The sequence below is a fragment of the Ruegeria sp. YTSC004 genome, assembly GCF_059609805.1.
The window spans coordinates 99,342-125,944 of the sequence record NZ_JBXWMJ010000013.1; the positions used below are offsets into that span (position 1 = coordinate 99,342).

The 26,603-nt window shown below is 54.4% G+C and carries 23 protein-coding genes; 12 read left to right on the forward strand and 11 right to left on the reverse strand.

Annotated features, from left to right (window positions below; all coding sequences use genetic code 11):
• The 11 genes from AC2FFP_RS19840 (at position 1) to AC2FFP_RS19890 (ending at position 14,039) form a co-directional block, all read left to right on the forward strand.
• A complete protein-coding gene (locus tag AC2FFP_RS19840; RefSeq protein ID WP_496845154.1) occupies positions 1–1,650 on the forward strand; it encodes an amidohydrolase in 1,650 nt (549 codons plus the stop codon).
• Positions 1,647–3,164 (forward strand): M81 family metallopeptidase, encoded by a 1,518-nt coding sequence (locus tag AC2FFP_RS19845; RefSeq protein WP_496769378.1) that lies wholly within the window; start codon positions 1,647–1,649, stop codon positions 3,162–3,164. Before AC2FFP_RS19840 ends, AC2FFP_RS19845 begins: the two co-directional genes overlap by 4 nt.
• Before the next feature lie 404 nt (positions 3,165–3,568).
• Positions 3,569–4,216 (forward strand): glycine-rich domain-containing protein, encoded by a 648-nt coding sequence (locus AC2FFP_RS19850; protein WP_496845153.1) that lies wholly within the window; start codon positions 3,569–3,571, stop codon positions 4,214–4,216.
• Between the two features lie 360 nt (positions 4,217–4,576).
• Positions 4,577–5,170 carry a hypothetical protein gene (locus AC2FFP_RS19855; protein WP_496769375.1) on the forward strand — a complete coding sequence of 198 codons (594 nt, stop codon included), beginning with the start codon at positions 4,577–4,579 and terminating at the stop codon, positions 5,168–5,170.
• 5 nt (positions 5,171–5,175) lie between these two features.
• Positions 5,176–6,120, forward strand: a complete 945-nt coding sequence (locus tag AC2FFP_RS19860) for a hypothetical protein (protein ID WP_496845152.1) — start codon at positions 5,176–5,178, stop codon at positions 6,118–6,120.
• A gap of 588 nt (positions 6,121–6,708) precedes the next feature.
• The gene (locus AC2FFP_RS19865; RefSeq protein ID WP_496845151.1) at positions 6,709–7,869 is read left to right on the forward strand and encodes a LacI family DNA-binding transcriptional regulator; all 1,161 of its coding nucleotides are present in this window, start codon (positions 6,709–6,711) and stop codon (positions 7,867–7,869) included.
• Positions 7,866–9,221: an ABC transporter substrate-binding protein gene (locus AC2FFP_RS19870; RefSeq protein ID WP_496845150.1), complete on the forward strand. Its 1,356-nt coding sequence runs from the start codon at positions 7,866–7,868 to the stop codon at positions 9,219–9,221. Before AC2FFP_RS19865 ends, AC2FFP_RS19870 begins: the two co-directional genes overlap by 4 nt.
• A gap of 66 nt (positions 9,222–9,287) precedes the next feature.
• Positions 9,288–10,523 carry a carbohydrate ABC transporter permease gene (locus AC2FFP_RS19875; protein WP_496741223.1) on the forward strand — a complete coding sequence of 412 codons (1,236 nt, stop codon included), beginning with the start codon at positions 9,288–9,290 and terminating at the stop codon, positions 10,521–10,523.
• Entirely contained in the window at positions 10,523–11,731 is a 1,209-nt protein-coding gene (locus AC2FFP_RS19880; RefSeq protein ID WP_496741225.1) for a carbohydrate ABC transporter permease, read from the forward strand. The genes AC2FFP_RS19875 and AC2FFP_RS19880 overlap by 1 nt, the downstream gene beginning before the upstream one ends.
• Before the next feature lie 5 nt (positions 11,732–11,736).
• Positions 11,737–12,984, forward strand: a complete 1,248-nt coding sequence (locus AC2FFP_RS19885) for an MGH1-like glycoside hydrolase domain-containing protein (RefSeq protein ID WP_496769369.1) — start codon at positions 11,737–11,739, stop codon at positions 12,982–12,984.
• Positions 12,984–14,039: an ABC transporter ATP-binding protein gene (locus AC2FFP_RS19890; RefSeq protein ID WP_496769367.1), complete on the forward strand. Its 1,056-nt coding sequence runs from the start codon at positions 12,984–12,986 to the stop codon at positions 14,037–14,039. The genes AC2FFP_RS19885 and AC2FFP_RS19890 overlap by 1 nt, the downstream gene beginning before the upstream one ends.
• Positions 14,040–14,327: 288 nt before the next feature.
• Here AC2FFP_RS19890 and AC2FFP_RS19895 read toward each other — a convergent pair whose 3' ends face one another.
• From AC2FFP_RS19895 to AC2FFP_RS19945, 11 genes are all read right to left on the reverse strand, one after another.
• Positions 14,328–14,789 carry an SDR family oxidoreductase gene (locus AC2FFP_RS19895; protein WP_496769365.1) on the reverse strand — a complete coding sequence of 154 codons (462 nt, stop codon included), beginning with the start codon at positions 14,787–14,789 and terminating at the stop codon, positions 14,328–14,330.
• A gap of 130 nt (positions 14,790–14,919) precedes the next feature.
• Positions 14,920–16,074, reverse strand: a complete 1,155-nt coding sequence (locus AC2FFP_RS19900) for a Gfo/Idh/MocA family protein (RefSeq protein ID WP_496881405.1) — start codon at positions 16,072–16,074, stop codon at positions 14,920–14,922.
• Entirely contained in the window at positions 16,074–17,129 is a 1,056-nt protein-coding gene (locus tag AC2FFP_RS19905; RefSeq protein WP_496769361.1) for a sugar phosphate isomerase/epimerase family protein, read from the reverse strand. The genes AC2FFP_RS19900 and AC2FFP_RS19905 overlap by 1 nt, the downstream gene beginning before the upstream one ends.
• Before the next feature lie 27 nt (positions 17,130–17,156).
• Positions 17,157–18,185, reverse strand: a complete 1,029-nt coding sequence (locus AC2FFP_RS19910) for a LacI family DNA-binding transcriptional regulator (RefSeq protein WP_496725589.1) — start codon at positions 18,183–18,185, stop codon at positions 17,157–17,159.
• A gap of 37 nt (positions 18,186–18,222) precedes the next feature.
• Positions 18,223–19,845 carry a dihydroxyacetone kinase subunit DhaK gene (locus AC2FFP_RS19915; protein WP_496769359.1) on the reverse strand — a complete coding sequence of 541 codons (1,623 nt, stop codon included), beginning with the start codon at positions 19,843–19,845 and terminating at the stop codon, positions 18,223–18,225.
• 11 nt (positions 19,846–19,856) lie between these two features.
• Positions 19,857–20,849, reverse strand: coding sequence for an ABC transporter ATP-binding protein (locus tag AC2FFP_RS19920; protein WP_496769358.1), 993 nt, complete (start codon positions 20,847–20,849; stop codon positions 19,857–19,859).
• A complete protein-coding gene (locus AC2FFP_RS19925) occupies positions 20,842–21,939 on the reverse strand; it encodes an ABC transporter ATP-binding protein (RefSeq protein ID WP_496881403.1) in 1,098 nt (365 codons plus the stop codon). The genes AC2FFP_RS19920 and AC2FFP_RS19925 overlap by 8 nt, the downstream gene beginning before the upstream one ends.
• Before the next feature lie 2 nt (positions 21,940–21,941).
• A complete protein-coding gene (locus AC2FFP_RS19930) occupies positions 21,942–22,130 on the reverse strand; it encodes a hypothetical protein (RefSeq protein WP_058274732.1) in 189 nt (62 codons plus the stop codon).
• Positions 22,127–23,065 carry a carbohydrate ABC transporter permease gene (locus AC2FFP_RS19935; RefSeq protein ID WP_010442361.1) on the reverse strand — a complete coding sequence of 313 codons (939 nt, stop codon included), beginning with the start codon at positions 23,063–23,065 and terminating at the stop codon, positions 22,127–22,129. Before AC2FFP_RS19935 ends, AC2FFP_RS19930 begins: the two co-directional genes overlap by 4 nt.
• Positions 23,062–24,009: a carbohydrate ABC transporter permease gene (locus AC2FFP_RS19940; protein ID WP_496769354.1), complete on the reverse strand. Its 948-nt coding sequence runs from the start codon at positions 24,007–24,009 to the stop codon at positions 23,062–23,064. Before AC2FFP_RS19940 ends, AC2FFP_RS19935 begins: the two co-directional genes overlap by 4 nt.
• A 79-nt stretch (positions 24,010–24,088) precedes the next feature.
• Entirely contained in the window at positions 24,089–25,408 is a 1,320-nt protein-coding gene (locus AC2FFP_RS19945) for an ABC transporter substrate-binding protein (protein WP_496769352.1), read from the reverse strand.
• A 386-nt stretch (positions 25,409–25,794) separates the two neighbouring features.
• On the opposite strand from AC2FFP_RS19945, the gene AC2FFP_RS19950 reads away from it, so the two are divergent.
• Positions 25,795–26,574, forward strand: coding sequence for an MOSC domain-containing protein (locus tag AC2FFP_RS19950; RefSeq protein WP_496769350.1), 780 nt, complete (start codon positions 25,795–25,797; stop codon positions 26,572–26,574).
• The last annotated feature ends 29 nt before the right edge of the window (positions 26,575–26,603 follow it).

Below are 26,603 nucleotides of genomic sequence, written 5' to 3' on the forward strand. Positions count from 1 at the left end.
ATGCCAAGTACACTTTTTTTCAACGGCACAATCCTGACTATGGATGCGCAGAATTCTTCGCCGGAGGCCGTTCTGACCGAAGGAGACAAGATCAAGAACGTTGGAACCGAGGCCGATCTGCGCGCTTGCATGCCTGCAGATACTCAGGAACGCAACCTGCAGGGGCGTACTCTGATGCCCGCGTTTATTGACCCTCACGGGCATTTCCCGGATACGGGGTTCATTCGGCTGTTCCGAGTTGACTTGTCGTCGCCTCCTTTAGGGGATTGCCGGACCATGGCGCAGGCGTTGGACAGGCTTCGGGAAAAGGCCAACGCAACGCCCGAGGGTGAATGGATCATGGGGGTGTCGATTGACAATACCTCTATTTTCGAAGGTCGCATGCCGACGCGGGCCGAGTTGGACGACGTATCGCAACGTCATCCAATCTGGGTAATCCATGCCTCGGGCCACAATGGTGTGGCCAATTCTCTTGCGCTGGAAAGGCGCGGTGTAACCCGTCACACACCTGACCCAGAGGGCGGCCGCTTTGGCCGTGATCCCGAAACCGGAGCCCTAACGGGATTGATCGAAGGGTTATCGGCCATGGGCGAGATGGGCGATACCGATTTCCTGATCGACCGCGAAAGGTTCTGGCAGGGCTTTGATGCCTGCCGTGACGAATATCTGACCCATGGGGTGACCTATGCCCAAAATGCCTGGACGTCGCAAACTATGCTGGATCACTTCGCCAGTCTGCCCGCCGATCATGATCCGGGAATTAATATCGAGCTGTTACCCGTCGGAAATCTGGAGCCAGAGCTAAGTACCCAATGGATCGGCACGAACTGGCCCGGCAACCCGCATTTCACACTAGGTCCGCGCAAACTGTTCACGGATGGGGCCTTTCAACTGCAGACCGCGTATCTGACTGCCCCGTATTTCAAGCCGTCTGATCCAGAACACCCTTGTGGGATGACTTACACCTCGCAAGAGCAGCTGGATGCTGATGTCAGCAATCTCCATTGTTCGGGTTTGCAGATTCATTGCCACTGCAATGGCGATGCCGGCGCCGAGATGTTCATTGATGCAGTGGACAAAGCGCTTCAGGCGCACCCACGCCAAGATCACCGTCATACTATCATCCATGGTCAGGCCCTGCGGGATGATCAGCTTAAGCGCATGGCCCAGCTTGGTCTTACTGTTAGTTTCTTCCCCGCTCATGTGTATTTCTGGGGGGATCGCCATTACGACTCCTTCCTTGGGCCTGAGCGGTCCGAGCGGATATCCCCGGCCGCATCAGCAGAACGGTTTGGCGTGCGATACACGATCCACAATGATGCATCGGTCACGCCAACACGTCCGATCCACCTGGCCCATTGCGCGGTAAATCGGAAAACCTCTTCAGGCCGTGTACTGGGCGAGGATCAGAAGATCAGCGTTCTGTCAGCTTTGCGTTCTCAGACCATCGATGCCGCTTGGCAGGTCTTCAAAGAAGATCAGCGTGGGTCTATCGAACCGGGTAAAGTAGCTGACTTCGTTATCCTTTCGCGTAACCCACTAATCGCTCCTGAGCACCTGACCGATACACAGGTGCTTGAAACGATCCGCAATGGTCAAATTGTCTTTGGTGTGCCGCATGCTGAACAAGTAATCGAGCGTATGGAATGACGATCAGGCGTATTGTGATCGCAGGGTTTCAGCATGAAACGAACTGCTTTGGTGTGACAAAGGCCGGTCTGCACGAGTTCGAGATGGCGGATTCCTGGCCCGGAATGTTGCGCGGCGAAAAGGTCTTGTTGGAAAGCGATGGCATGAACTTACCGATCGCAGGATTTGCTGCGACCGCTAAAGCGGCTGGGTTTGAGGTTGTGCCAATTCTGTGGTGCTCAGCCGAGCCGTCCGCGCATGTCACCGATCACGCCTTTGAGGCGATTTGCGGGATGCTGTTGGACGGCATTCGCGATGCAGGCCCGATTGACGGCGTTTATCTTGATCTCCATGGGGCAATGGTCACCGAAAGCCATGCTGACGGTGAAGGAGAGATTTTGCGCCGCATTCGAGAGCTTGTGGGTTCCACTGTCCCTGTCGTCGCAAGTTTGGATCTACACGCCAACGTCTCGGCTCGGATGGTGGCGCATGCGGACTACCTGTCAGTTTTTCGCACTTACCCTCATTTGGATATGGCAGAGACAGGTGCCAGATGCGTTCCGGTTTTGCAACGATTGCTAACTGGCGGAGCCCTATACAAGGCGTTCCGGACCGTGCCTTACCTCATCCCTCTGCATGCACAATACACTGGTTCTCCTCCTTTCGATGAAATTTATCTAAAGCCGACAAGGTTGGAGCAGCAGGGAATTCTGGCGGAGATCGCTCTTGGATTCACGGCAGCGGATTTCCCCGACACCGGGCCATCGTGCATTGCTTATGCAGCCACTGCCGATAGCGCCGCCGCCGCCGCTGAAGAAATCGTCAACTTGTTTGCGGCCCGGGAAGCAGATCTTGATTGCACGATGTTGTCTTTGGAGGAGGCAGTTTCGACATGCGGTCAAAGTCGGGTAGGGCCAGTCGTTCTGGCAGATGTTCAAGATAATGCTGGGGCAGGCGGGACGTCCGACACCACTGGACTGTTGGCGGCACTGATTGAAGGCGGGGTAAAAGGCGTACTGATGGGTCTGTTCCATGATCCGGAAAGTGCAAATCAGGCCCATGTGGCAGGTGAAGGCGCGTTGGTCAATTTGGCTATCGGCGCAAAGTCTGACCTGGCTGGCAACGTTCCGGTCATGGCAGAGTTTGAAGTCCTTGCTGTGGGTGATGGCACGTGCCGCTATACCGGAGAAATGTATGGCGGCGGCGTTGCGACGCTCGGCAAGACGGCAGCACTAAGATTGGTTGGGTATGAGGCCGAGATTGACCTCGTTGTGACGAGTATTCGCAACCAATGCCTTGATCGTGCGCATTTTACCCATATAGGGCTGAATCCCACAAACTATTCAGTGATTTGCGTAAAAAGCACGACGCATTTCCGAGCAGACTTCGAATCTACTGCAAGCGATGTTTTTTCGATCTCTTCGCCAGGTGCCTTTCTCTGCGATCTCGAGAAAATCCCCTACACTTGTATCACCAGGAGGTTGCCCAGCACTCGCAGTGCGTCTTCTAGCCAACACAAAATGAAAGTCTATTGAATTCTGAACCACCCAATCTCAGTGTGTTGCTACCCTAGTTTTTGAACATAATCGCTTGGCAATGAAAGAATGAATACCAAATCCGCGCCCTCATTCCGTTGCTAATCACTGCCGCATTTCCGAGGATTCAATTCTGTCGCTTGATTGTGGGGGTATTGTGTAACAGAGAACGGTGTCCCAAGCGGCACTTTTTACAAGTGTGCGGGTATTCACGGGCTCTCGGGACACTTCCTGTAAATTCCCTGATTTGGGGTGGAGGAAGTTTTGATGACGAACGAAGAGCGGGACATCCAACGTAATCTGTGAGTGCTTCGACATGCCGAGAAGATCGGCAAGGTGTCACATACTTGTCATATTTGTGCGTTAGTCAAAAATTGAAAAAAGAGAAAACATAGGAGGCTCCGATGACCTCTCTCAATACTCAGCTATGGGAGCTGATTAAGACGCATAAAATGCCTGATGATGCTGCAGGCTCGCCGTTCATTGAACAACTAATGGCCGAAAACCGCATCTCTCGCGATACCGCCAATGTGGCTATCGCCGAATATCAAAAGTTCATGTATCTTTGTGCCACGCGACCAGAGCGTAACGTTCCCTCAAGCGCGGTCGATTTGGTTTGGCATTTGCACATGCAACACAGCCGCGACTATTGGGATGTCTTTTGCAAGAAGCTGGGCAAACCAGTACACCACAACCCCGGCGGTCACGGGCTCCAACATCTGGAAGACTATAAAGCCACAGTCAAAGCCTATTCGGACCTGTTTGGAACACCCCCAAAAGGGATTTGGAAGCGGAAAGACAGAGTTGGTACTTTCACAATGCTGATCTTCTTGCTGGTGTTCATTTGCATCGGCGCCAGCTCCATTGTTCAAAGTGGCGATCTTTTGTTTGGAGTGCTTTGGCTAAGCGTACCGCTTGTCTGTTTTGTTATCACCCTCAATAGCCTGACCTCCAGAAGTGAGCTGACGCTGATTTTTGAAAGTGATGACCCTTTTGCCGACAAAGATGCAGGTGACTGTGCTTCTGGCGACGGTGGTGGCTGCGGCGATTGAGCCGTCAGTCGCTCATTCCGGCTACGGTTGCTCTGGGCCGTATTACGGTCGTAGAATGGAAATTTCGTCCTTGATCGGATTGACCCAAAATCGCGACCCCATACCTCCGCTGCCATGCAGCCGCCGCCTATTGCGGCATATCAACGTCAAAACTCGCTAAACTTAGAGTGCAAAGCAATCGGTCGGGCGGGCCTCGTTTCATTAAAATAGCGGGCTGTATCGTCTACAAAACAACCGATCTTGACGACTGGCTAAACGCTCATGCGGTAGGTGCATCATGAGCGATTCAGAAAACTGTGACGGCCCGAAAAACCCCAAGGTAATTTCGAAAAAATTCCAGCCGTGCAAAACCGCTAAAAAATGCAAAGCAAGTCAAGCGCCAAGGATGTCTTCGCCCAAGCCGAGCAGGTTCGTGCGGAACGCGCTAAGTCCGGCGACAGACCCTCCATCATCCGGCAACCGTCGCCAATACCGGTTCTCACCAAGACAAAGGTGTGGTTCCGCGTTCACCATGACGGCGTCTTCCCGGGTATCCCGGTTTTCATAGACCCTACCAGCGAGGATATGGAACGGATGCCGTACTACCTGACACTCGATATTGCGGACGAGTTGGAAGGTTCAGGCGGCCTGCAATTCATGACTGGCTATCTAATCTGTACCGCTAACATGAAGCTCCAACTCCTGCTGGTTAAAGAGGCGGACATCGACGGAAACATGCACTCGGCTACAGAAGCCAAGCATGAAGCCTGTGTTGACGGCCAAGGCCAATGGGTCCGTATGACTTGGGGCCGCGATGCGGGCCAGTACGACGTGCATATTGCAGAGTTTCAACGCAAGAAACCACGCTGGCCGGAAGATGTGGAACGCGTATCAATCATGTGGTTGGCGTTCCGAAAGGCCCTGATTGTCGACATTGACCACCCGGTTCTGAAAGCCTGGCGCTGGGAGAAGTGAAGACGGTGTACCTACCCCTACGCCCGATCTCGGTCGACTTCGAGTTCATCCCGATGGATGACGGCACCATGCGTGTGATCTGTCTTGTGGCAAAGGACCTGTGGACCGGGGAAGTCACGAGTCGGTTCGGAGACGAACTGGGCCAAAAGGCCCCGTTCCCGACCGGTCCAAACAGCCTAGTGGTGGCCTACTTCGCTGCCGCCGAGATCGAGGCGTTCTGGGCATTGGGGTGGGACCTGCCCGTCAACGTCATCGACCTGTATGCCGAGCACATGCGCCTTACGAACGGCCTGCCAACCACTGAGATGCATGGTGTCCCCAGTGGCACCCGGGGCAGCCTGCTCGCCGCTTTGCGATGCCACGGACTCCCTGCGCGCGAACACGAGAGCAAGCGCCGGGCAATACGCAAAATCCTCGCTGGGCCGCCGTTCGATGCTGCGACGCGTAAGGAAATTCTCGACTACTGCCAGGAATCCGAAAGAGATACGAGATATTGTTCGGGAATTGACGATGAGGGGTTACACGTCAGACCAACCCGAAAATACCAACGACTGTTTGAACCAAGAAAAGCAAGTGGCGGAGCCAAGCTGATGCTCCGCCGTGCATGCTCACCAGTAGTAGTGATGGGGTTTGCGGCTATCCGGCCAAGCAATGTCATCAGGATCAGCGCCTTTCAGGATGCCAAGCGCAAGGGCCTTGGATTTGCGTCTTGTTGGACGTGTGTGAAAGATGATGTCGTGGCCGCGCGGCCAATTGCCGAGCCACCGGACATCATCCAGGTCTTTTCCGAGACGACGGCTCAGACCCAAGAGCGAGTACCCGTTCCCAGGCACGGTGCGGGGACGTTTGCGTTTGTAGTGGGCCATGTCTTTGGCCTTTCATGCAGTTTCAGAACTACATGGCACCCTCCATCGTTTGGTTTGCTGGTCTTGGGCTGGGCTCTGCTTTGACACTGAACACGCAGCCGGACTGGATATCGGATTGGGTCTTCAAAATCAATCGAAGGGAATAGGACGGCTTTGCAAAAGAATTTGTGCATCGGCTCTGGCAACCGGAGAGGCCCTTTCGCTACGGGTGCAATCTGATCGATCAGGCTGTCCAATAGCTGACCTTCGGTTTTTGCCTTCAGCGCTTACGTCGAGAGATAAAGGAAAAATCCCCGAGCCTTTAACCATCTATTCGGTTCTTCGTGCGAGTTCCAGAAATAGGCTAACAAGCACGCTGAAACAGTTACGGATTTCGCGACACATGTGGGAACAGGGAGCGAGTGTAAATAACGCGCCTAAGATGATTGCCTAAAGCCGCGTGTACGAATGCGGATGGTGAATAACCCTGGTCCAGATTTACGAGCCGGAGCGACCATTGCGTGCCACTGGAATGCTCGCCGGCGCGGACTGGGTTTCGTCAACTCACCGAAGCGTCGAGATGGTGGCGTGAACGTCGGAACACAGTACGTTTAACGTTTCAAACAAGTCACCTGAGAGGTCGTTCGACTTTTTTTGTTGCCGAAACCGGTTTCGAAGCGAACAAGTAGTAGGATGACAACGAATCCCAATCTGCAAAATCGCCAATCTCAGTCTAGGAACCCCTCACCGCCACGGCGGGTGAAACTCGACGAATTGGCGGATCATCTCGGGCTTTCAAAGAGCACGGTATCGCGCGCATTGAACGGGTATTCAGACATCTCAGAAGTCACGCGAAAGAGAGTTGAGGTCACGGCAAGAAAGATGGGCTATCGCCCGCTCAGTCACGCGCAGGCTATTCGAACAGGAAAAGTTCGCGCTATTGCGATGGTCATCAACAGCGAAGAACCGGACCAGCACAACCCGTTTCTTCAGGATTTTCTGGCAGGCGCTTGCGAAGCAGCCAGTGCGTCGGACTGGACAATGACAATTTCCACGGCAAAGTCCGGGAAAGATATGCTCAATGTGTTGGGACGTCTTGTCGAAGAACGCAAGGCAGATGGTTTCATTTTGCCCCGGACCGAAGTGGACGACGCGCGGGTAAAGTACCTCAAAGAATTGCAGGTCCCATTTATCCTATACGGGCGGACAGAATACGGCCAATCGGATCCTATGGATGATATGTCATGGTTTGATATATCCGGTGAGACGGCAATCCGGAATGCGGTCGTTCGCTTGGTCAGCTTTGGCCATAGCCGTATCGGTTATGTCGGCAGTGATCCGAAGTTCAACTACAGCCACCTGCGCCGCGACGGGTATCTCGAAGGTCAAAAAGTTGCGGGTTTGCGGGATGATCCCGAATTGATCCGAGAAGGTGCCCGGACACGCGAAGAAGGGGCGATCGAAGCGCGGGCGCTGTTAAATTTGGAACACCCGCCAACCGCGATCGTGTTTGCGACCGACTTAGCTGCTTTAGGGTGTTATCCAGTTTGCGCTGAGCTTGGCCTTGAAATCGGAAAAGACGTTTCAATCCTTGGATATGACGGCATTCCCGAATGCCAATACGTCAATCCAGGACTGACGACCTTTAGTGTGGACTCGCAGCGTGCTGGTGAGCGTCTTGCTACATTACTCATACGCCAGACCAGAGGTGAAGAACCAAAAAATCTACGCGAAATCAGAGAAGCAGTTCTTATTGAACGGAAATCTGACGGGCCACCAAGGCTGACGCCTGAAGAGCTGGCGCAAAAAATACGAAATTCCAATGATCATAACCGGGGAGGAGACCGCCTATGAAACATTCACCAAATGCATCTCGATTGCTGCTTGGAACATCACTCGCGATTGTCTTGACGGCGGCATCTGCGCAAGCAGATACAATTCGCTTTTGGACGACCGAGGAACAGCCTGAACGCTTGGCGAAGCAGCAGGAAATGGCGGATCAATTTAAAGCCGAAACTGGCACCACAGTTGAGGTCATCCCGGTAACCGAAACAGACCTGGGCACTCGTGCTACTGCCGCCTTCGCGGCCGGAGATTTGCCGGACGTGGTCTACCATCCGCTGCAATACGCCTTGCCTTGGGCAGAAGCGGGTATTCTGGACACCGAAGCCGCAACCGAAGTGATCGAAGAGCTGGGGGCCGATACCTTCGCGCCCGGTGCGCTGACTATGGCAGCCTTCAACGATGAAACCGCATCCGTGCCAGTCGATGGTTGGACACAGATGGTCGTCTATCGCAAGGATCTGTTCGACGAAACCGGACTGGATGCCCCGAGTTCATTCGCCAACGTTTTGGCTGCTTTGGAGAAACTGCACAACCCGCCAGAGATGTACGGATTTGTTGCCGCGACCAAGGTTGATGAGAATTTCATGAGCCAGGTTCTGGAACATGTGTTCCTTGCCAACGGCGTTAGCCCTGTAGGCCCGGACGGCTTCCAAGCATTGGACGAAGCCAAAACCACCGAGGTCCTGGACTTCTATAAGGCGATCTCGAAAGCGTCGCCCCCCGGTGAGCTGTATTGGAAGCAGTCCCGCGAGCTGTACTTCGATGGCAAGGCCGCAATGATCATCTGGTCGCCGTTCATTTTGGACGAACTGGCCGGTCTGCGTGACAGCGCCCCGCCGACCATTTCCGACGACCCGACGTCGAGCGAGCTGGCAACCAAAACGGGGATCGTCACCAATTTCTCCGGTCCATCCAATCCAGACGGTGCAGCCTGGGGTGACGTGCGGTATTTCGGGATCACCAGTGATGCCGATACCGACGCTGCGATGGACTTTGTGAAGTTCGCGATGGATGACGGTTATACGCAAACTCTGGCCATCGCACCCGAAGGCAAGTTTCCGGTACGTCGCGGAAATGCTGACAATCCAACAGCTTTTGCCGACGCTTGGGCGGAACTGCCGGTAGGTGTGGATCGCAAAGCACCTTTGGGTGAGCTGTACGATCAGGCCATGATTGATGAGATCGTCGGAGGTTTGGATGTCGCGCAGCGCTGGGGTGTAACCGACGGGCAGCTCTCTCTGGCGTCGAAGATGATCAACTCTCAGGCCATCAACCGTGTCGTTCGTCAATATATCGACGATGAGATTGACGCTGCTGCCGCAGTCGCAGCCATGAACGAAGAGCTTGCCAAGGTTCAGTAAAACCCTGTCTCAACCGGCAACTGCAGCGGCATTTTTGCCGCTGCACCCAACCCTCTGAGGTCTCTTATGTCTTCGGCCACCCCACCGACCGGAACCGGGGCTCTTGCCAAGCGCGAAGCGCGCCTGGCCTGGGCATTGCTGGCTCCGACCGTGATAAGCGTGTCTCTTGTTGTGATCCTGCCGCTGCTGGCGATCATCTGGATCAGCTTCAAGCCCTTTACCCTGTCCGACCTGCGCCCACCTGCGCCGGTTGTCCGAGAAAGCTTGCGTGGATCGGGCGATGATCTGCGGATCGAGTATCGCCTGCGCAATTCCAGTCAGGAGATTGCTATTGGCGGCGTCACTCTGAGTGATGTGCTGCCTGAGGGCATGACACCCACTGATGAAATCGCGGAACCGTGTGTGCTGGACGGGCAAGACCTATTCTGCGATTTTGGTATCTTGGATGGTGGCCAACGCGAGAGAATTCGTATTCCGGTAACCGTTGACGGCGACCCTGACGCGTTCGAAGAGTTGGTCGAAGGGTCGGAACCTGGTGTCACAGGCAGCGGCCCCAATGTGCTGACAAACCTCGAATTCAGCCTGGAAAACTACGCCCGTGTCTTCGATGGGGCAGAGTTCTGGGGCGTGCTCTGGGTGACGCTGTTCTACACCGTCTTCGGAACCATCGGGGCATTGGTCATGGGGTTGTTCGCGGCCCTGCTGCTTAACAAAAGTTTCCGCGGCCAAGGGTTCATACGCGGTCTCTACCTGTTCCCGTATGTCGCTCCGGTGATCGCAGTGGCGTTCACTTGGGTTACATTGTTTGATCCGTTCTCAGGCTCAGCCAATGCACTGTTGGTTCAAATGGGGCTGAGCAGTGAACCGATCAACTTTTTCGGCGAACGCCCCTTGGCGCTGATCATGGTGACAGTGTTCGAAATCTGGCGCTACTTCCCGCTGTCCTTCCTGTTCATTCTGGCGCGAATGCAATCCATCGACAGCAGCATGTACGAGGCGGCGGATATGGACGGGGCCTCGCCGTTCCAGAAGTTCTGGCTGCTGAGCATCCCACAACTGTTGGGCATTCTGTCAGTGCTGTTCCTTCTGCGCTTCATTTGGACGTTCAACAAATTCGACGACATCTTCTTGCTGACCGGCGGCAATGCGGGCACCCGCACGCTGACTGTGAATGTCTATGAACAAGCCTTTGCGATCTCGAACATCGGGGCAGGGGCGGCGGTGGCCGTGGTGATCCTGATGTGCCTGATTGCCTTCAGCTTTGTCTTCTTCCGCTTCATCAGCCGAGAGGAGGGTCTGTGATGCGAAAAGGGTATGTTACCGGCCCGGTTCTGGGCGCGCTCTGGATGGTGGTGATCGCAACCACCGCCGCCATCACCATGTCGTTCTCAACAGGCGACGCATTCCGGCCGCAGGTCTTGCTGAGCCTGATATGGGGCGCGTTGGCGGGTCTCGTATATGTCCGGTTCCCGCTACAGCGCGCGCCCGCGCGTCTGGGCATCTCAGCACTATTGGGCCTGTCCAGCCTCACCGGATTTGGCCCGGTTCTGATTGGCTCTGACACGTCAACGCAGGCCGTGCTGGTAACTGTGATCGGTATTGCCGTCGTGATGCATCTGTCGATGGCGGCGATTTTGAAGGAAACACCGATCGGTGAGCTCACCCGCCATGAATACGAGGACGCGGTGATCCGGTTCTGCACCGGTTTCGGCTATATCTTTTTCACGGCGATCGTGATCATCCCCTTCTACGTGATGGTGATGACCAGCCTGAAATCCCAGCAAGCATTGTTGCAGAACCCGCTGGATTTCTCGGTGGACTTAACCCAGGGAACCGCCCTGTTCCGCAGCTACACTGAATTGTTCCGCGACTTCAATTTCGGCACCTATCTTTGGACGTCTTTCTATGTTTCGGTGCTGACCGTGTTCATCACGCTACTGTTCAGCGTACCCGGTGCCTACGCCGTGGCTCGTTTCCGGTTTCAGGGGCAAAAGGCGTTCTCTCGCTCGATCCTGCTTATCTACATGGTGCCGATGATCGTTCTGGCGCTTCCGATCTATATTGCATTCTCGCTGACTGGTCTGCGGAATTCGATCCTAGGCATCGTTATGATCTACCCGGTCACGACAATCCCCGTCGCGCTTTACATGCTGCAAGGTTACTTCCGCGGCCTGCCGATCGAGGTGGAAGAGGCAGGCCTGATGGACGGCCTGTCCCGTCTGGCAGTGATCTGGAAGATCACCCTGCCGCTGAGCTTGCCAGCGCTGGCGTCGGTCTCGCTCTATGTCTTCATGATTGCCTGGAACGAGTTCCTGCTGGCCTTCATGCTTCTGGACGACCCGTCGAAATTCACCCTGACCCGAGGGGTCACGATGCTGAACTCCTCAGAAATTCCCCGTCAGCACCTGATGGCCGGTGCGGTGATCGCCACCGTTCCGATCATGGCGCTGTTCCTGGGGCTTGAACGTTTCATGACCAAAGGCCTCACAGCGGGGTCTGTCAAAGGATGACCGAGATGAACCAACACACAAACCCAGACCGCGAGGCGCGCAATATCCTGATCGCCAATGATCGCGGCGGTTACACGATCCCAACCGAAGGGCTGTACCCATACCAATGGAACTGGGACAGCGCGATTACTGCGCTTGGATTTGCCCAGTTCGACCTTGACCGCGCCTGGGCTGAGATCGAGACGCTGTTTGCCGGACAATGGGACAACGGCATGGTGCCGCACATCCTGTTCCACCAGCAAGACGAGGGGTATTTTCCCGGCCCGGATGTCTGGGGCTGCAACGGTCCAATCCCCTCCTCGGGCATTATCCAACCACCCATTGCGGCCACGATGGCGCGCAAAATCTGGGAACAGGATACTTCGTTTGGAGACGCGCGGATGAAGGCGCTATTCCCCAAGATGCTAGCTTGGCACCACTGGATCATGAAATGGCGATTGGATGAATTCGGGGCTGTTTGCACAACACACCCTTGGGAAGCGGGTCGCGACAACGCGCCTGACTGGGACAACTCTATGGCGCGCATGGATGCGTCAGATGTGGGAGACTATCAACGCCGCGATACCAGCCATGTAAACAGCGAGGACCGCCCGACAAAGTTCGACTATGACCGATACATCAAGCTGGTACAGATCGGTCGAAATGCTGGGTGGGATCAGCAGGAACTGCTGTCGCTGAACCCGTTCCGGGTGGCCGATCCGACGATGACATTCACCACATTACGGGCCGCGCGGGACTTGTTGGTGATCAGTGAGCAGCTTGATCTGGCAGCTGAAGGCTTAAGCGCGGATATCGAAATACTGGAAGTTGGTGCTCGCTCACTTTGGAACGAAGAGCTGGGCAGCTTTGACGCGCGCGACGCACATACCGGCGAGATGGCAGGCAGCGTATCGAATGCGTCTTACTTGTGCTGGTATGCCGGTATTGAATCAGGCAAGATGCTGAAACGGTTGAAAACCACGCTGGAAACCGTGCCCTATCCGGTTCCAAGCTATGATCCAGAAATGCCGAAATTCGACTCGCGCCGCTATTGGCGCGGGCCCACTTGGGCCTTCATGAACATGATGATTGGCTTCGGGTTGCAGGATCTGGGTCACACCGAGCAAGCAGATCAGTTGCGCAAAAAAACCGGAGATCTGATCTCGGGCTTCGGTTTCGCAGAATACTTCGATCCAATAACCGGGAGCCCGGCTGGCGGTAAGGCGTTCTCTTGGACGGCAGCGGTTTGGCTTCACTGGGCAGGGAGGGCCTGATGGGTAGCATCGAACTAAAATCAGTCGAAAAATGGTTCGGCTCGGCCCAGGTCATCAAAGGCGTGGACCTCAAGATCGAGGAGGGCGAGTTCATCGTCTTCGTCGGCCCATCGGGCTGCGGTAAATCCACTTTGTTGCGCATGATCGGCGGGCTCGAGGATATCTCGCGCGGGTCGCTGCAGATCAATGACAGCGATGTCACGGATCACCCGCCCTCAAAGCGCGGCCTGACGATGGTGTTCCAATCCTACGCGCTGTATCCACATCTGACAGTCGCCGAGAACATGGGGTTCTCTTTGAAGGTTGCCGGTGTTCCCAAGGCGGAAATCACCGAACAGGTCAACCGCGCAGCAGAGGTTCTCAAGCTTGGACCGTTCCTGGAACGCAGACCAAAAGACCTTTCTGGTGGTCAGCGGCAACGGGTGGCTATCGGCCGATCCATCGTCCGCGATCCCACCGCTTTCCTGTTTGACGAGCCGCTTTCCAACCTTGACGCCGCCCTGCGAGTCGAGATGAGGTATGAGATCGCCAAGCTGCACCAAAGCCTCAAGCGCACGATGATCTACGTGACGCACGACCAGGTCGAAGCGATGACATTGGCCGACCGCATCGTGGTTTTAGAATACGGCAAGATCGCTCAGGTCGGTACGCCGCGAGAACTCTATGAACGCCCTGCGAACCTGTTCGTGGCCCAGTTTATCGGAAGTCCAAAGATGAATATCCTGCCCTGCACGACCGACGGTGACAGTTTCCAACTTGAGCACGGCCGCAGTGGCCCGTTTTCACGATCTGCAGCCGCCACAAAGCTTGGCATCCGCCCCGAACACATTCAGGTGGGTGCTGCGGGCGAAGGTCAAACTGACGGCGTCATCGAGGTGATCGAATACCTGGGTGCAGATACTTTCCTGATTGTGGATTGTGGAGGCGAAGACAAGGCCACAGTCCGTCTGAACGGCGATACGGACCTTACACCGGGCACCCAGATTGGTCTGCACTTCCCAACCGACAATCTGCATTTTTTTGATAAAGACGGGCAGGCTCTGGGGCTTGGATAGCTGAACGCACCGGTACCTATTACACATTCTTGGCCTTTGACGCTCGAGAACACAGGGAGTGCACAGCCGAACCTGAAGAACTGAAGCCGAAGCCACCCCTTTCAAAGCGGGTTGCTGTTGTCAGCCCAAATCGAGGGACCTACTCGGATGTCGGTGTTGCGGGTTCTTCGAAGATCCGAGCGAGGCCGCGTCAGAAGAAGAGGCCGAAAAGCTGAGCCAAGACCCTGATTGGTCCTGTCACAATATTATTGGCAAGCCCTGTTCTTAACGTTGGAGATGGGTCAATTCTCAATCACGCACAAGGTGGCCGCCATCGACATCCAGAATTGAGCCACTTAAAAACCCGTTTGTCATAGCCATGACCACGGCTTGTGCAATACTCTCTGCCTGGCCGACCCGTCCTACGGGCAGGCGGTCACCTGTCTGTGCATACATGACTTCACGTGCATCTTCCGCCATTGCGGCGTAGGCTTCGGTTGCGACCATGCCGGGGCTGATGCAATTGACCCGCGCCCGACCAGCCAACTCCAGCGCCAGCCCTTTCGCCAGGGCTTCGACCGCCGCGTTAACTGCGCCCAAGCCCGTGGCCCCGGCGGATGGGCGGCGGCTGAGCACGCCCGAAAAGAACGTGATGGAGCCGCCTTTGACCAACATGGGCAACACTTCTCGCGCGGCAACATATCTGGCGCGGTGAAGTGATGGTTCGTTGGTCCGCAGATGCGGGGCCCACTCAACTAAAGGTCGCTTCACATATCGCCCATTCAGGGACGTTCGCGGTTTGTTGTTCAGGAGTGTTCATCTATAGGTTGCGTGCGCTTCGATTATTGGCAGATACCCGCGCTGCCTTCCAAGATTTCTGCCTTATGCCCACAACCAGATTTTAAGTTAAATTGACCCAAGCCGCATTCCTTGAAGAACTTTGCACGCATGCATCCACAAATTTAACACCATTGAGTCCGTCATGAACTGTTGGATAAACAACCGACACGTCAGGTGAAATCCCATTTCGGAAGGCTTGGATCGCCTCTGCTGCCTCTCCATAGATATTCGCGAACCCCTCAAGGTATCCCTCGGGATGTCCCGGAGGAACTCTACTCAACCGATTGGCTGCGTCACCAGCTCCAGCTCCATTTCGGGTGATCAAACGCTTGGGTTCGTTGTATGGCGTGAACCAAAGATAATTGGGATCTTCCTGAGACCACTCAAACCCACCTTTTTCGCCGTAGACGCGCAAACGAAGTGCGTTTTCATTGCCGGGAGCCACCTGAGAAGACCACAGCATACCACGCGCTCCGCCTTCAAAGCGAAGCAAGACGTGCGCGTTATCATCGACTTTGCGCCCCGGCACAAAGGCCTGCAAGTCCGCCGCGAGGCTTTCCGCTTTCAGCCCGGTTACAAAGCAAGCGAGGTTGTAAGCATGAGTTCCGATGTCACCGGTTGAACCACCCGCGCCCGAGCGTTCTGGATCGGTTCGCCACTCAGCCTGTTTGAAATCCTGCTGCTCGGTCAGCCAGTCCTGCGGGTACTCAACCTGAACAACGCGGATCTTGCCAATATCTCCGTTAGCGACCATTTCACGTGCCTGCCGAACCAGCGGATAGCCCGTGTAATTGTGGGTCAAAATGAATAAAGCATTCGCGCTTTCTGCTGCTTTGACCAGTTTCTTTGCGTCGGCAAGGGTCGAGGTGAGTGGCTTGTCACAAATTACATGAATACCGCGTTTCAGGAACTCACGTGCGGCTGCATAGTGAACGTGATTTGGCGTGACGATTGAGACCGCCTCGATCCCAGATTTCAACCGGGCTTCCCTGATCGCCATTTGTTTGAAGTCTTCATAGACCCGTTCGAGCCCTAATGCATGACCACTTTCAAGAGATTTCTCTGGCGTCGAAGACAAAGCACCGGCAACCAAATCAAACTTGTCGTCCAATCGCGCCGCTATTCGATGAACGCCGCCTATGAAGGCGTCGTTCCCGCCGCCAACCATGCCAAGTCGAATGCGGCCGGAAGTTTCTTCATTGCGTCCTGTGACCATCACTCAATCCCCAGCATTTTACGATTGGCTGCTTCGTCTGCCCCACCATCAGCGAAATCATCAAAGGCTTTCTCGGTCACACGGATAATGTGATCTGACACAAACTGAGCGCCTTCACGCGCTCCATCCTCGGGGTGTTTGAGACAGCATTCCCATTCGACCACAGCCCAGCCATCAAAGTCATTCGCGGCCATTTTTGAGAAGACCGCCCCGAAATCTACCTGGCCATCACCAAGCGACCGGAAGCGCCCGGCACGATCGACCCAGCTTTGATACCCGGAATAAACACCCTGGCGGCCGGTCGGGTTAAACTCGGCATCTTTGACATGGAACATCCGGATCCGATCTTTGTAGATGTCGATATTGTCCAGATAGTCGAGGCATTGCAGCACGTAGTGCGACGGGTCGTACAACATGCAAGCGCGTGGGTGATTTCCTGTCCGTTCGAGAAACATCTCGTACGTCACGCCGTCGTGGAGGTCCTCACCTGGGTGAATTTCATAACAGACGTCAACGCCGCATTCCTCGGCGTGATCCAGTATTGGCACCCAACGATGAGCAAGCTCCTCAAATGCCGTTTCGATCAAGCCTGCAGGGCGCTGCGGCCAAGGATAGACATAAGGCCATGCCAATGCGCCTGAGAATGTCGCATGCGCTGAAATACCCAAGTTTTTCGAAGCAGATAGCGCTTTTTTGACTTGGTCTACCGCCCATTCTTGCCGGGCTTTCGGGTTTCCCCTGACGCTTTCGGCTGCAAAACCATCAAACGCGCTGTCATAGGCCGGGTGAACGGCCACAAGTTGGCCCTGAAGGTGGGTTGAAAGTTCAGTGACTTCGATGCCATTTTCCTTGGCTATGCCTTTAAAATCATCGCAATAACTGGCGCTGGACGAGGCTTGTTCCAGATCGAACAACCGGCCGTCCCAACTAGGAACCTGAACGCCCTTGTATCCACAGTCCGCCGCCCATTTAGTGATCGCGTCCCACGAATTGAACGGCGCTTCGTCCCCCGCGAATTGCGCAAGAAACAAAGCTGGACCTTTAATTTTTTTCATAAAATTTCCTCCCCAAAACCTAAGCCTCTATGGCGGTAAATTTTCCTTCAGATAGATGTCGATACGGATACGTTCCTGTGCTTTGTTGAACGGAACCTTGTCCGAAGTTGCGCGCAATAGACGGACGGCAGAGCGAACAATGTGCCCGGTGTCTTGCGAGATTAAGGCGTCAAATGTGCCAAGCCTAAGCGCCTCACGACTGAGCGGAGTAAGCTCATGAGCTATGATCACCAGATCTTTGCTGAGTTTGTTCTCTGAAAGAAATTGAATGAGGCCCGCATTGCCCGCTGCTGACGAGTATATTCCGACCAGATCCGGATAGGTTTCAAAGATTTCGGGCATCATCCTGTAAATCAGATCCGGGTCATCCCGGCCCTCGACAGACGCTACGACTTTGAGGTGCGGAAATTCCTCAGCCACAACAAGGTCAAAGCCTTGACGACGCTCCAGGTGGTCACGCGCCAAACGGGATCCTGTAAGAACCAAGACCTTGCCTTCGCGATGGACAAATCTTCCCATCAGCTGAGCTGCGGTTCGTCCTGCCGAAACGTTATCAATTCCGACAAAGTGGTCTCGCTCAGAACTTGGCAAGTCAGACACCAAGGCAACAACCGGAACGCCTTTTTCCCTGAGCCTTTTTACAGCGTCGCGGACAGAAGGGGTCTCGGGCCCGAAAACGGCGACTCCGTCAACGTCCAAACTGTCGACAGCATCCAAAATATTGACGATATCTTGCGGCTCGAACGGAGCGACGTTCTTTACTGCAATGCGCGTCCGTTGGATAAATTGGTCACGTGTTTGTTCAGCGATCTGACTGCTTATTGCCTCCACAAACTCGTTGTCCGTGTCTGGTAAAACAAAGAGGAAATTGTAGACGCGGTTTCGCGCCAGGTTGGCTGCGGCGGTGTCGCGCACATACCCCAGCTCATCAATCGCCTTCTGTACTTTCTGTACAGTCACTGCTCGCACGCCGGGGCGCCTGTTCAAGACCCGATCAACGGTCGCCAGGCTGACACCCGCCACGCGAGCGATGTCATTGACGGTTGGCTTTTTCACCAATTTTAGTTTTTGTTTTTGATCTTCCACGTGTTCCTCAGCCCTCAATCTCCCGTGCTAAGCCTTCAAACAACAATGCAACAGCTTCAGCGCCGGGATCGTTATGTCCAACTAGGTTTTCTTCGGGAACATAGGCCGCGCGGCCCGCCTTCGCACGGCGAATATTTGCGGTGTTGTTCGCGCCTTCGCGGGCAGCCTCGGCTGCATGCGTCAGACTAGATGGTAGTGCGGCAAGTGCTGGTGCCAGTGCGTCAATCATTGTCCTGTCACCGACCTTGGCACCCCCAACCTGGCTGACGCGATTCAGGCCTACGACCAAAGACTTCGGTATCGAAGCCCCGCTCGCACAGGCATCGCCAGCTGCGTTGAAGAAAATTGCGAGTATAACGCCGGAAGAACCACCCATTGTCTGGCTCAACTCATTGCCTAGTGCCGGAAACAGTTGCGTCAGATCAGCAAGCGGCATGCGGTCAAGGCTACCTTGCAATGCTCTTGCGGCAGTGGCGAGTGTGCTTCCCGTATCGCCATCTCCGGATTTCGCGTCCAACTCGTTCAGGTTCTTCTCTGCGTTGATGAGAAGTTCAGACAAACGAGCGATCGTTTCCCTTGTGGCAGGGTTGTTCGAAGGAATTGGATCGATCGGGGTCAGGCCATCAGGCAAGGGCGCTACTTTTATCGGGTCGATGGAATTGACGCCGGGCCAAGCCGCCAGATCAACAGGAGCCTCGAGTGCCGATAAATCGTCCCGATCTACAGGCAGAATGGAAACAGAAAACCCGTGCATATCCAGCGATGTCATCATTGGTGCCGGGCCGATGATATGGAGGGCGATACTTGTTTCAGACAGGGCATGCGTGAGGACAGCCATTTCTAGCGGTGTTGTGGACCCAAGGTTGTTGACCAGCGCCACACGATCCCCGGATCCCATCCTTTGCTTTAGCTTCTCCACCACTGTGGACATGGCCGATACGGCATTCGAGAATTCGACTTGCTGTACACCGGGTTCACCGTGGATGCCCAAGCCAAGCTCTGCTTTGCCGGGCGCAATCCTGTCCTCTTTCGGAGACCCAGGAACGGTACAGGTGTCCAGGCTCATACCGATGCTGACGACCTTGGCTATGATGCGTCTTGCTGCGGCGGTGACGGTGTCGAGATCAGCACCACTTTCGGCAAGCGCTCCGGCTATTTTGTGCACGAACAATGTACCTGCCACGCCACGTGGTTGCGGAAGGTCGGGCAGGGCGATGTCATCATCAACTACGACCATCTCTACTTTGCGGCCCAACGCACGGGCGCGTTCGGCCGCCAGTCCAAAGTTCAATCGATCACCGGTGTAATTTTTGACAATAAGCAGGCACCCAGCCTCGCCCGTAACCGCAAGAATGCCAGCCAAAACCGCCTCGACCGATGGCGAGGCGAACACTTCTCCGCAGATTGCTGCCGTGAGCATTCCGGCGCCGACAAACCCTGCGTGGGCAGGTTCGTGACCAGACCCGCCGCCGGAAACCAAGGCGACTTTCGACTTTTCCCAATCCGACCTGTAGACAACCTTGATGTGCGGGTATCCATCCAATCGGGTAAGCCGTCCTCCTGATGACGCGAGAAGACCGTCTATGGCCTCTGTCACCAGTGTTTCTTTTGTGTTGAGGAACTGGGCCATGCTTTTGCTCCTTAATTCACTCGCGCGCCGGACGCGTCAAAATACAACGGGTTGTGTGGGCGGATTTTTATAAGTTTTCCAGATGGATAGTCCTGATGGACCTCAATCAAGGTCACTACCATGTGACCGTTTAAGTCCAGGTGCAGTCGTGTTTGATCCCCCAGGTGTTCGGCACGTATCACACGCGCTTCGCTGCCTTCGCCTTCGATGATGTTTTCTGGGCGAAGACCAATCTGCGGGCCTTTGTGGTCGCCTCTGAACAACTCGGACGGCAGGATGTTGATCCGTGGCAGACCCAACCGGCTGGCGACATATACACTGCCGGGGTCTTCATAAATGTCCCGGGGTGTCCCGTATTGAACCAACTTGCCGTTTTCCAAAACGCCGATATGGGTCGCCATTGTCATCGCTTCGACCTGATCATGGGTCACGTAGAGCAAGGTCGATCCCAGATCTGCCTGAATTCTTTTCAATTCGACCCGCAAATCCGCCCGAAGCTTGGCGTCCAAAGAACTGAGGGGTTCATCCATCAGAAATATCTGGGGGTCACGCACCAGGGCCCGCCCAATTGACACCCGCTGCATTTCACCGCCAGACAGCTCTGTGGCTTTGTTGTCCAGTTTGTGTGGGATCTGGAGGATCTCCGAGACTTCGTTGACCTTCCTCGCGATTTCATCCTCTGGCGTCTTCAGGATCGGCGAACGCAGAGGGAAAGACAGGTTTTCACGCACTGTCATATGCGGGTACAGCGAGTATTGCTGGAAGACCATCGCCACATCGCGCTGGGCGGGTGTATCTATTCCAACGTCACGCCCGCCAATGCGCACTGTTCCTGAATCCAGTTTCTCAAGTCCGGATATCAATCTCAGTGTTGTTGTTTTTCCCGCGCCGGTCGGGCCCAACAACACCACAAAGGCACCGTTGGGGATCGTCATTGAGATATCATCCACCGCTTTAAGATTGCCGAATGACTTCGAGATACTCTCCAAAACGACTTCAGCCATTGCTCAGCACCTCGTCGTTCAGAGCGGACCTCAACGCGCGTCCGGTAGATTTTTCAAAAAGGGTTACTGCGGGTGAGCGGAACTCCAATCCCACGGTCTCGCCAGGGCTAACGACTTCGCGTGCATCAACCCGGGCTTTCAGCTCACCGTTCGGGCTTTGCAATGTCACGATCTGGGTAGTTCCCAAATATTCTGCGGCCAGGACCTTGGCCCGGTAGGCGCTTGCATCTGATAGAAAAACATGCTCGGGGCGGACACCAAAAACCAAGTCACCTTCAGCCCCTTCCATCAGTTTGGGAACAGGTTCGTCATGCCCGTTCAGGCGAACCATTTCAGTGCCAGGTTCGACCTTTCCCTGAAATGGCAGGAAGTTCATCGAAGGAGACCCGATAAAGTTAGCTACAAACATCGTAGCGGGTTTGTCGTAAATCTCCTGAGGCGTGCCGAATTGCTCGATCACAGCATTGTTCATCACTACGATTTTGTCGCCCATTTGCATGGCTTCCAACTGGTCATGTGTAACGTAAACAGTGGTCGCACCCATACGGTCATGAAGCGCGCGCAGTTCTTCGGCCATGTGTTCACGAAACTCTGCATCAAGTGCACCAAGAGGTTCGTCCATCATGAATGCCTTGGGGTCACGAACAATCGCGCGACCGAGCGCTACGCGCTGCCGATCGCCGCCTGAAAGTCCACCTACAGGGCTATCGAGTATGTCGTTTATCCCTAGAATTCCCGCGACTTCCTCGATTTTAGAATGTACGGCGGCGCGCGGCATACCCTGTGATATCAGAGGGTAGCTGATATTCTTACGCACATTCATGTGTGGATACAGCGCGAACATCTGGAACACGAAGGCAATGTCTCGCTCTGAGGGTGGCCGCTGGCTGATTTCTTCACCGTCCAGGTAGATTTCACCCGACGTTGGAAGTTCCAAGCCCGCGATCATCCGCAGTGTCGTCGTCTTTCCGCAACCGGATGGCCCCAGCAGCATGAAGAACTCACCATCCTCAATCGTGAACGAGCTTTCGCGTACAGCCGTGAAATCGCCGAACATCTTTTTTACGTTTTTGACTATGATCTGGGCCATTTCTACTCCGGGAAGTGGCTGACGATGATGAACATAACGGTTCCGATCAGCGTTACGATGAAAGAGTAGGTGAAAGCCCAAAGGACAAAGGGCTGCATCAGCATGAAGACACCCAGTGCGATAAGGATGGTTGCGACCATTTCCCATGGGCCACGGCGAAGCCGCATCAATCCGGTAAGAAACTCGCTCATTTGCGTACGGCTCCGAATGTGATCCCACGCAGCAGGTGTTTGCGCATCAGGATGGTGAAAATCATAACCGGGATCAGGAAGATCGTTGCTCCAGCTGCCACGGCAGGCCAGTCCAGACCGCCGATACCGATAATGGTTGGGATGAATGGCGGCGCGGTCTGCGCATTTGCTGAGGTAAGCAGTACGGCAAATGCATATTCATTCCATGCGAAGATGAGGCAGAAGATAGCTGTCGAGGCTATGCCGGTCGCGGCTTGTGGCAGCACCACTTTGTAAAATGCCTGAAAGCGTGTGTAGCCATCTATGAGAGCGGCTTCTTCGTACTCTCTTGGGATTTCGTCGATGAATCCTTTCAGCAACCACACTGCCAGAGAGATGTTCACGCCCGTGTACAGCAGGATCATTCCTAAGTGCGTATCGCTGAGCCCAAGATTTCTGAACATCAGGAAGATAGGAATAGCGACCGCCACCGGAGGCATCATCCTCGTACTGAGGATAAAGAACAGAAGGTCATCCTTGAGCGGGACCTTGAACCTACTGAAGGCATAGGCCGCCAAAGTGCCAAGAAAAATACTCAGGAACGTTGATCCAAACCCGATGATGACCGAGTTCATAAAGCGCTCACCGAACTTGGATGGTCCAACGATCACCATGTCATATTGGCGTACGATCTCATCGGCCCAATTCTGCGGTGGGTTGGCTTCCAGAAACTCCTGCGTTTGTCGCGTGCGTGTGGTGAAAAGGTTGACATAGCCTTCTAGCGTCGGGTCAAAAACCACCTTGGGTGGATAGCTGATCGCATCGGCTGGCGATTTGAAGCCAGTCAGCAAGATCCACACCAACGGGATCATCGTGATCAGCGCATAAGTGATGACCAAGAAGCCTGCGATCCACTTGGACCGGTTCGAAGGTTCGGTGACGGAAAAGCTGCTCATCTCTGTTTCACCTTGTTCAGGGCTTTTACGTAGATCGACGCAAGGCCGAACACGGTGACGAAAAGGATGATCGCATAGGCCGAGGCATAGCCCGTACGCCACTTCTCAAACGCCTCCCGCTTGAGATTGATTGAGGTGAGTTCCGTTACAGAACCCGGCCCTCCGCCGGTGAGCTGAACCACTAAGTCGAACATCTTAAAGTTCTCGATCCCACGAAACAGCACCGCGAGCATCAGAAATGGCAACACCATCGGGATAGTAATCGTGAGGAACTGCCGCAGCTTGCTGGCCCGGTCGATCTCGGCAGCCTCGTAGATATAGTCGGGAATGCTGCGCAACCCGGCCAGACAGATCAGCATCACGAAGGGCGTCCACATCCAGGTGTCAACGATAACGATCGCCCACGGGGCCAGGGTCACTGAGCCAAGCATCTCAAAGCTCGAGGGTTCTTTGCCGGTGAACCACGACACGATGTAGTTGAACAGGCCGATCTGTGGCTGATACAGGAACTTCCAGAAGTTCCCGACAACGGCCGGGGACAGCATCATCGGCAATACGATAATCGTGGTCCAAAGGTCGTTGCCCTTAAACTTCTTGTTGATCAGCCACGCCAAAGTGAACCCGATCAGAACCTGAAAGAAGATCGTCCAGAATAGAAAATGCGCCGTCGCCTGCATGTTCAGCCAGGTGTCTGAGTCGGTCAGGATACGCTCGTAATTCCTGAGCCCGACATCTTTGACTTCACGCCCAATCCGGTTGGCCTTGTAGTTGGTAAAGCTAAGTTTGATGGTCCAGATCAACGGGAAGATATTGATCGCCAGCAGTAGAAATATCGTTGGGGAGATGAATATCCAGGCGATCGCGCGGTCGGATAACCCCCGAATTTTTCGCGCAACTCGCTTGGGCGTTGCCTGCGCAACGCGATCTACGGTCCTGTCAGACATCTCTTTGCCAGTTCTTGTTGGTTTACGACTCACGGGAGAAGGTGGAGCGGGTTCGCACCCGCTCCTGCCTGCGTCCGGGTTACAGCTTGCCTTCGTCTTCGAAGACTTCCGTCCAATCTTCGATCAAAAGATCAAGCGCTTCTTGAGCTGTCCCTTGGTCGGCAACCACGTAGTCGTGGATGCGTTTCTGCATTGCCAACAGGAGTTCCGCATAGGCAGGCTCTTGCCAGAAATCCTGCACCCCACCCATTGCTTCTAGGAAATCACCGGCAAACGGTTGGCTGTCCACGAAACCAGGATCTCCAAGCACCGAGTTATGTGCCGAGTAACCGCCAAGTTCCCACCATTTGGCCTGAACTTCCGGCTGCGCGAACCACTTTATGTACTCAAGCGCGGCGTCCTGTTTGTCAGAGTAGCTGACAACAGAAATACCTTGTCCGCCCAGTGTCGAGCCTGCCTGATTTTGTGGTGGGTTCACGAAGAAGTCGATCTTGTCACCACCGGTATTGGGATCGGCATAAAGACCCGGGAAGAACGCGAACCAGTTCATAGCCATGGCGACCTGACCGGATTTAAATGCATCCAAGCTCTCACCCATGTAAGAGTTCGTGTATCCCGGAGGCGTCGCCGTTTTGTAGAACTCTTTATAGAACTCCAGAGCCTCAACCGCTTCCGGTGAGTTTACAGCACCTTCCATATCATATGATCCAGGAGTGTTTTCGTATTTGAAACCCCACGGATACAGGGCCCCAGTGACACCCATGGTGATCCCTTCCGAGCCGCGCTCGGTAAAGATTGCAGCCCCATACACAGTCTTGCCGTCGATTTCACGACCTTGGAAGAACTGTGCGATCTGCAACAACTCTTTCTGAGACTGAGGCTCGCGTAGGTCCTGACCAGTCGCTTCTTTGTACGCGGCTTGGATTTCAGGGTTTTCGAACCAATCCTTGCGGTAGAACCAACCATTCGCATCGCCCATCGCGGGAAGCGCGTAGTAATTTGGTGTACCCTTGGGCCAGGTCGAATAAGCGTAAACTGTTGCAGGTGCGAAATCGTCCATGCTTATGCTTTCAGCATCGAAGAAGTCGTTCAGCTGGACATAGTGGCCATTCTCAGCGCCACCGCCGATCCATTGGCTGTCACCAATCAGCAGGTCGCAGAGCTTACCGCCGGAGTTCAGTTCGTTCAGCATCCTGTCCGCAAAATTTGGCCAAGGAACAAATTCGAAATTCATTGTGTGGCCGGATTCTGCTTCGAATTCCTTTGATAGTTCGACAAGCGCGTTGGCCGGGTCCCATGCCGCCCAACATAGTGTCAGATCTTCAGCATTTGCCTTGGTAGAAAGAGTAGTAGCGGCAAGGACTATTGCGCTGACCGAAGCCAGTTTTGTGTAAGTCATCCATTCCTCCCTTTTTTCGCCGTCAATCGAGGATGTGCGAATCGCGGCATACCTCCAAGGCTATTTGAGGTACGCACCTCAAGTCCAGAAAATTTTGAGGTTCGTACCTCATAAACCCGAAAGAGATCGCCAATTTTGTCTCTTAGTCATTGATTCCTAAAGAAATTATTCTTTGGACTTGATGCGCATGTATTTTCGGCAGCGAGGTATTGTATGGTCATATCGACTTAAATGGGCGCAGCCGTCATGCGGCCAACAGGTTCAGCGAACCCGCTTCTGAAGCGCTCAAAGATTACTTGGTCGACGCCTTTGAGCACTCGAGATAACTTCAAATAGCGTGGACAACTCGGGACCGTGCATAACTCTTTGTGGTCAGGTGCAGACGTATGAACAATCTCTCCATCGTCCGATTGAACCGCTACCCAATAAAAGGCTTGAGTTCCGAGCCTATGCGAACTGTGGCGCTGCGAGCAGGAGGGGGCATTCCGGGCGATCGCCTGTTCGGATTTGCTCGCTACAACTCCGGTTTCGACATGCAGAACCCAATGCCACTGCCGAAAGATCGTTTTGTCGTTTTGTTGAACGAGGCTGCACTGGCAGGCATTCAGACCGGTTTTGAAATTGAGTCCCAGGCACTTGAGATCAATGCGAATGGAAAGACACGACGCTTTGACATGCGAGAGTCTGAAGATAGGAGGAGTGCGGCAGAGTACCTTTCTTCAGAGATCGATTTAAAAGATCCAGAGCTGCCAAAGTTTGTCTCCTCTGCTCCTCATAGGTTTACAGATGTATCTGTCGTATCAACGCAAATGATGAACGCGATATCCGTTTTGAATCTGACCTCTGTGAAAAAGTTGGGCGAACTACTGAACGCGGAAATCCACCCGGCGCGCTTCCGAGCGAATATTGAGATAGACGGTTTACCTTCGTTTGCTGAGCTGGATGCAGTTGGATCAGTTTTAAGATTTGGCGATGTCGAGTTGAAGATACTCTCACGCACGAAAAGGTGTGCAGCAACTGAAGTGAACCCGAAAACGGCCGAGCGCGACTTGAATATACCCTACCTTATTCGGAAATTGATGGGCCATATGGATATGGGCGTTTATGTCGAAGTGGTTAATGGTGGAACGCTAACGGTCGGTCAAACTGGGGAAATACTCGCTTAAACCTTGCCTCCTGGCAAAGTGGTTTTTCT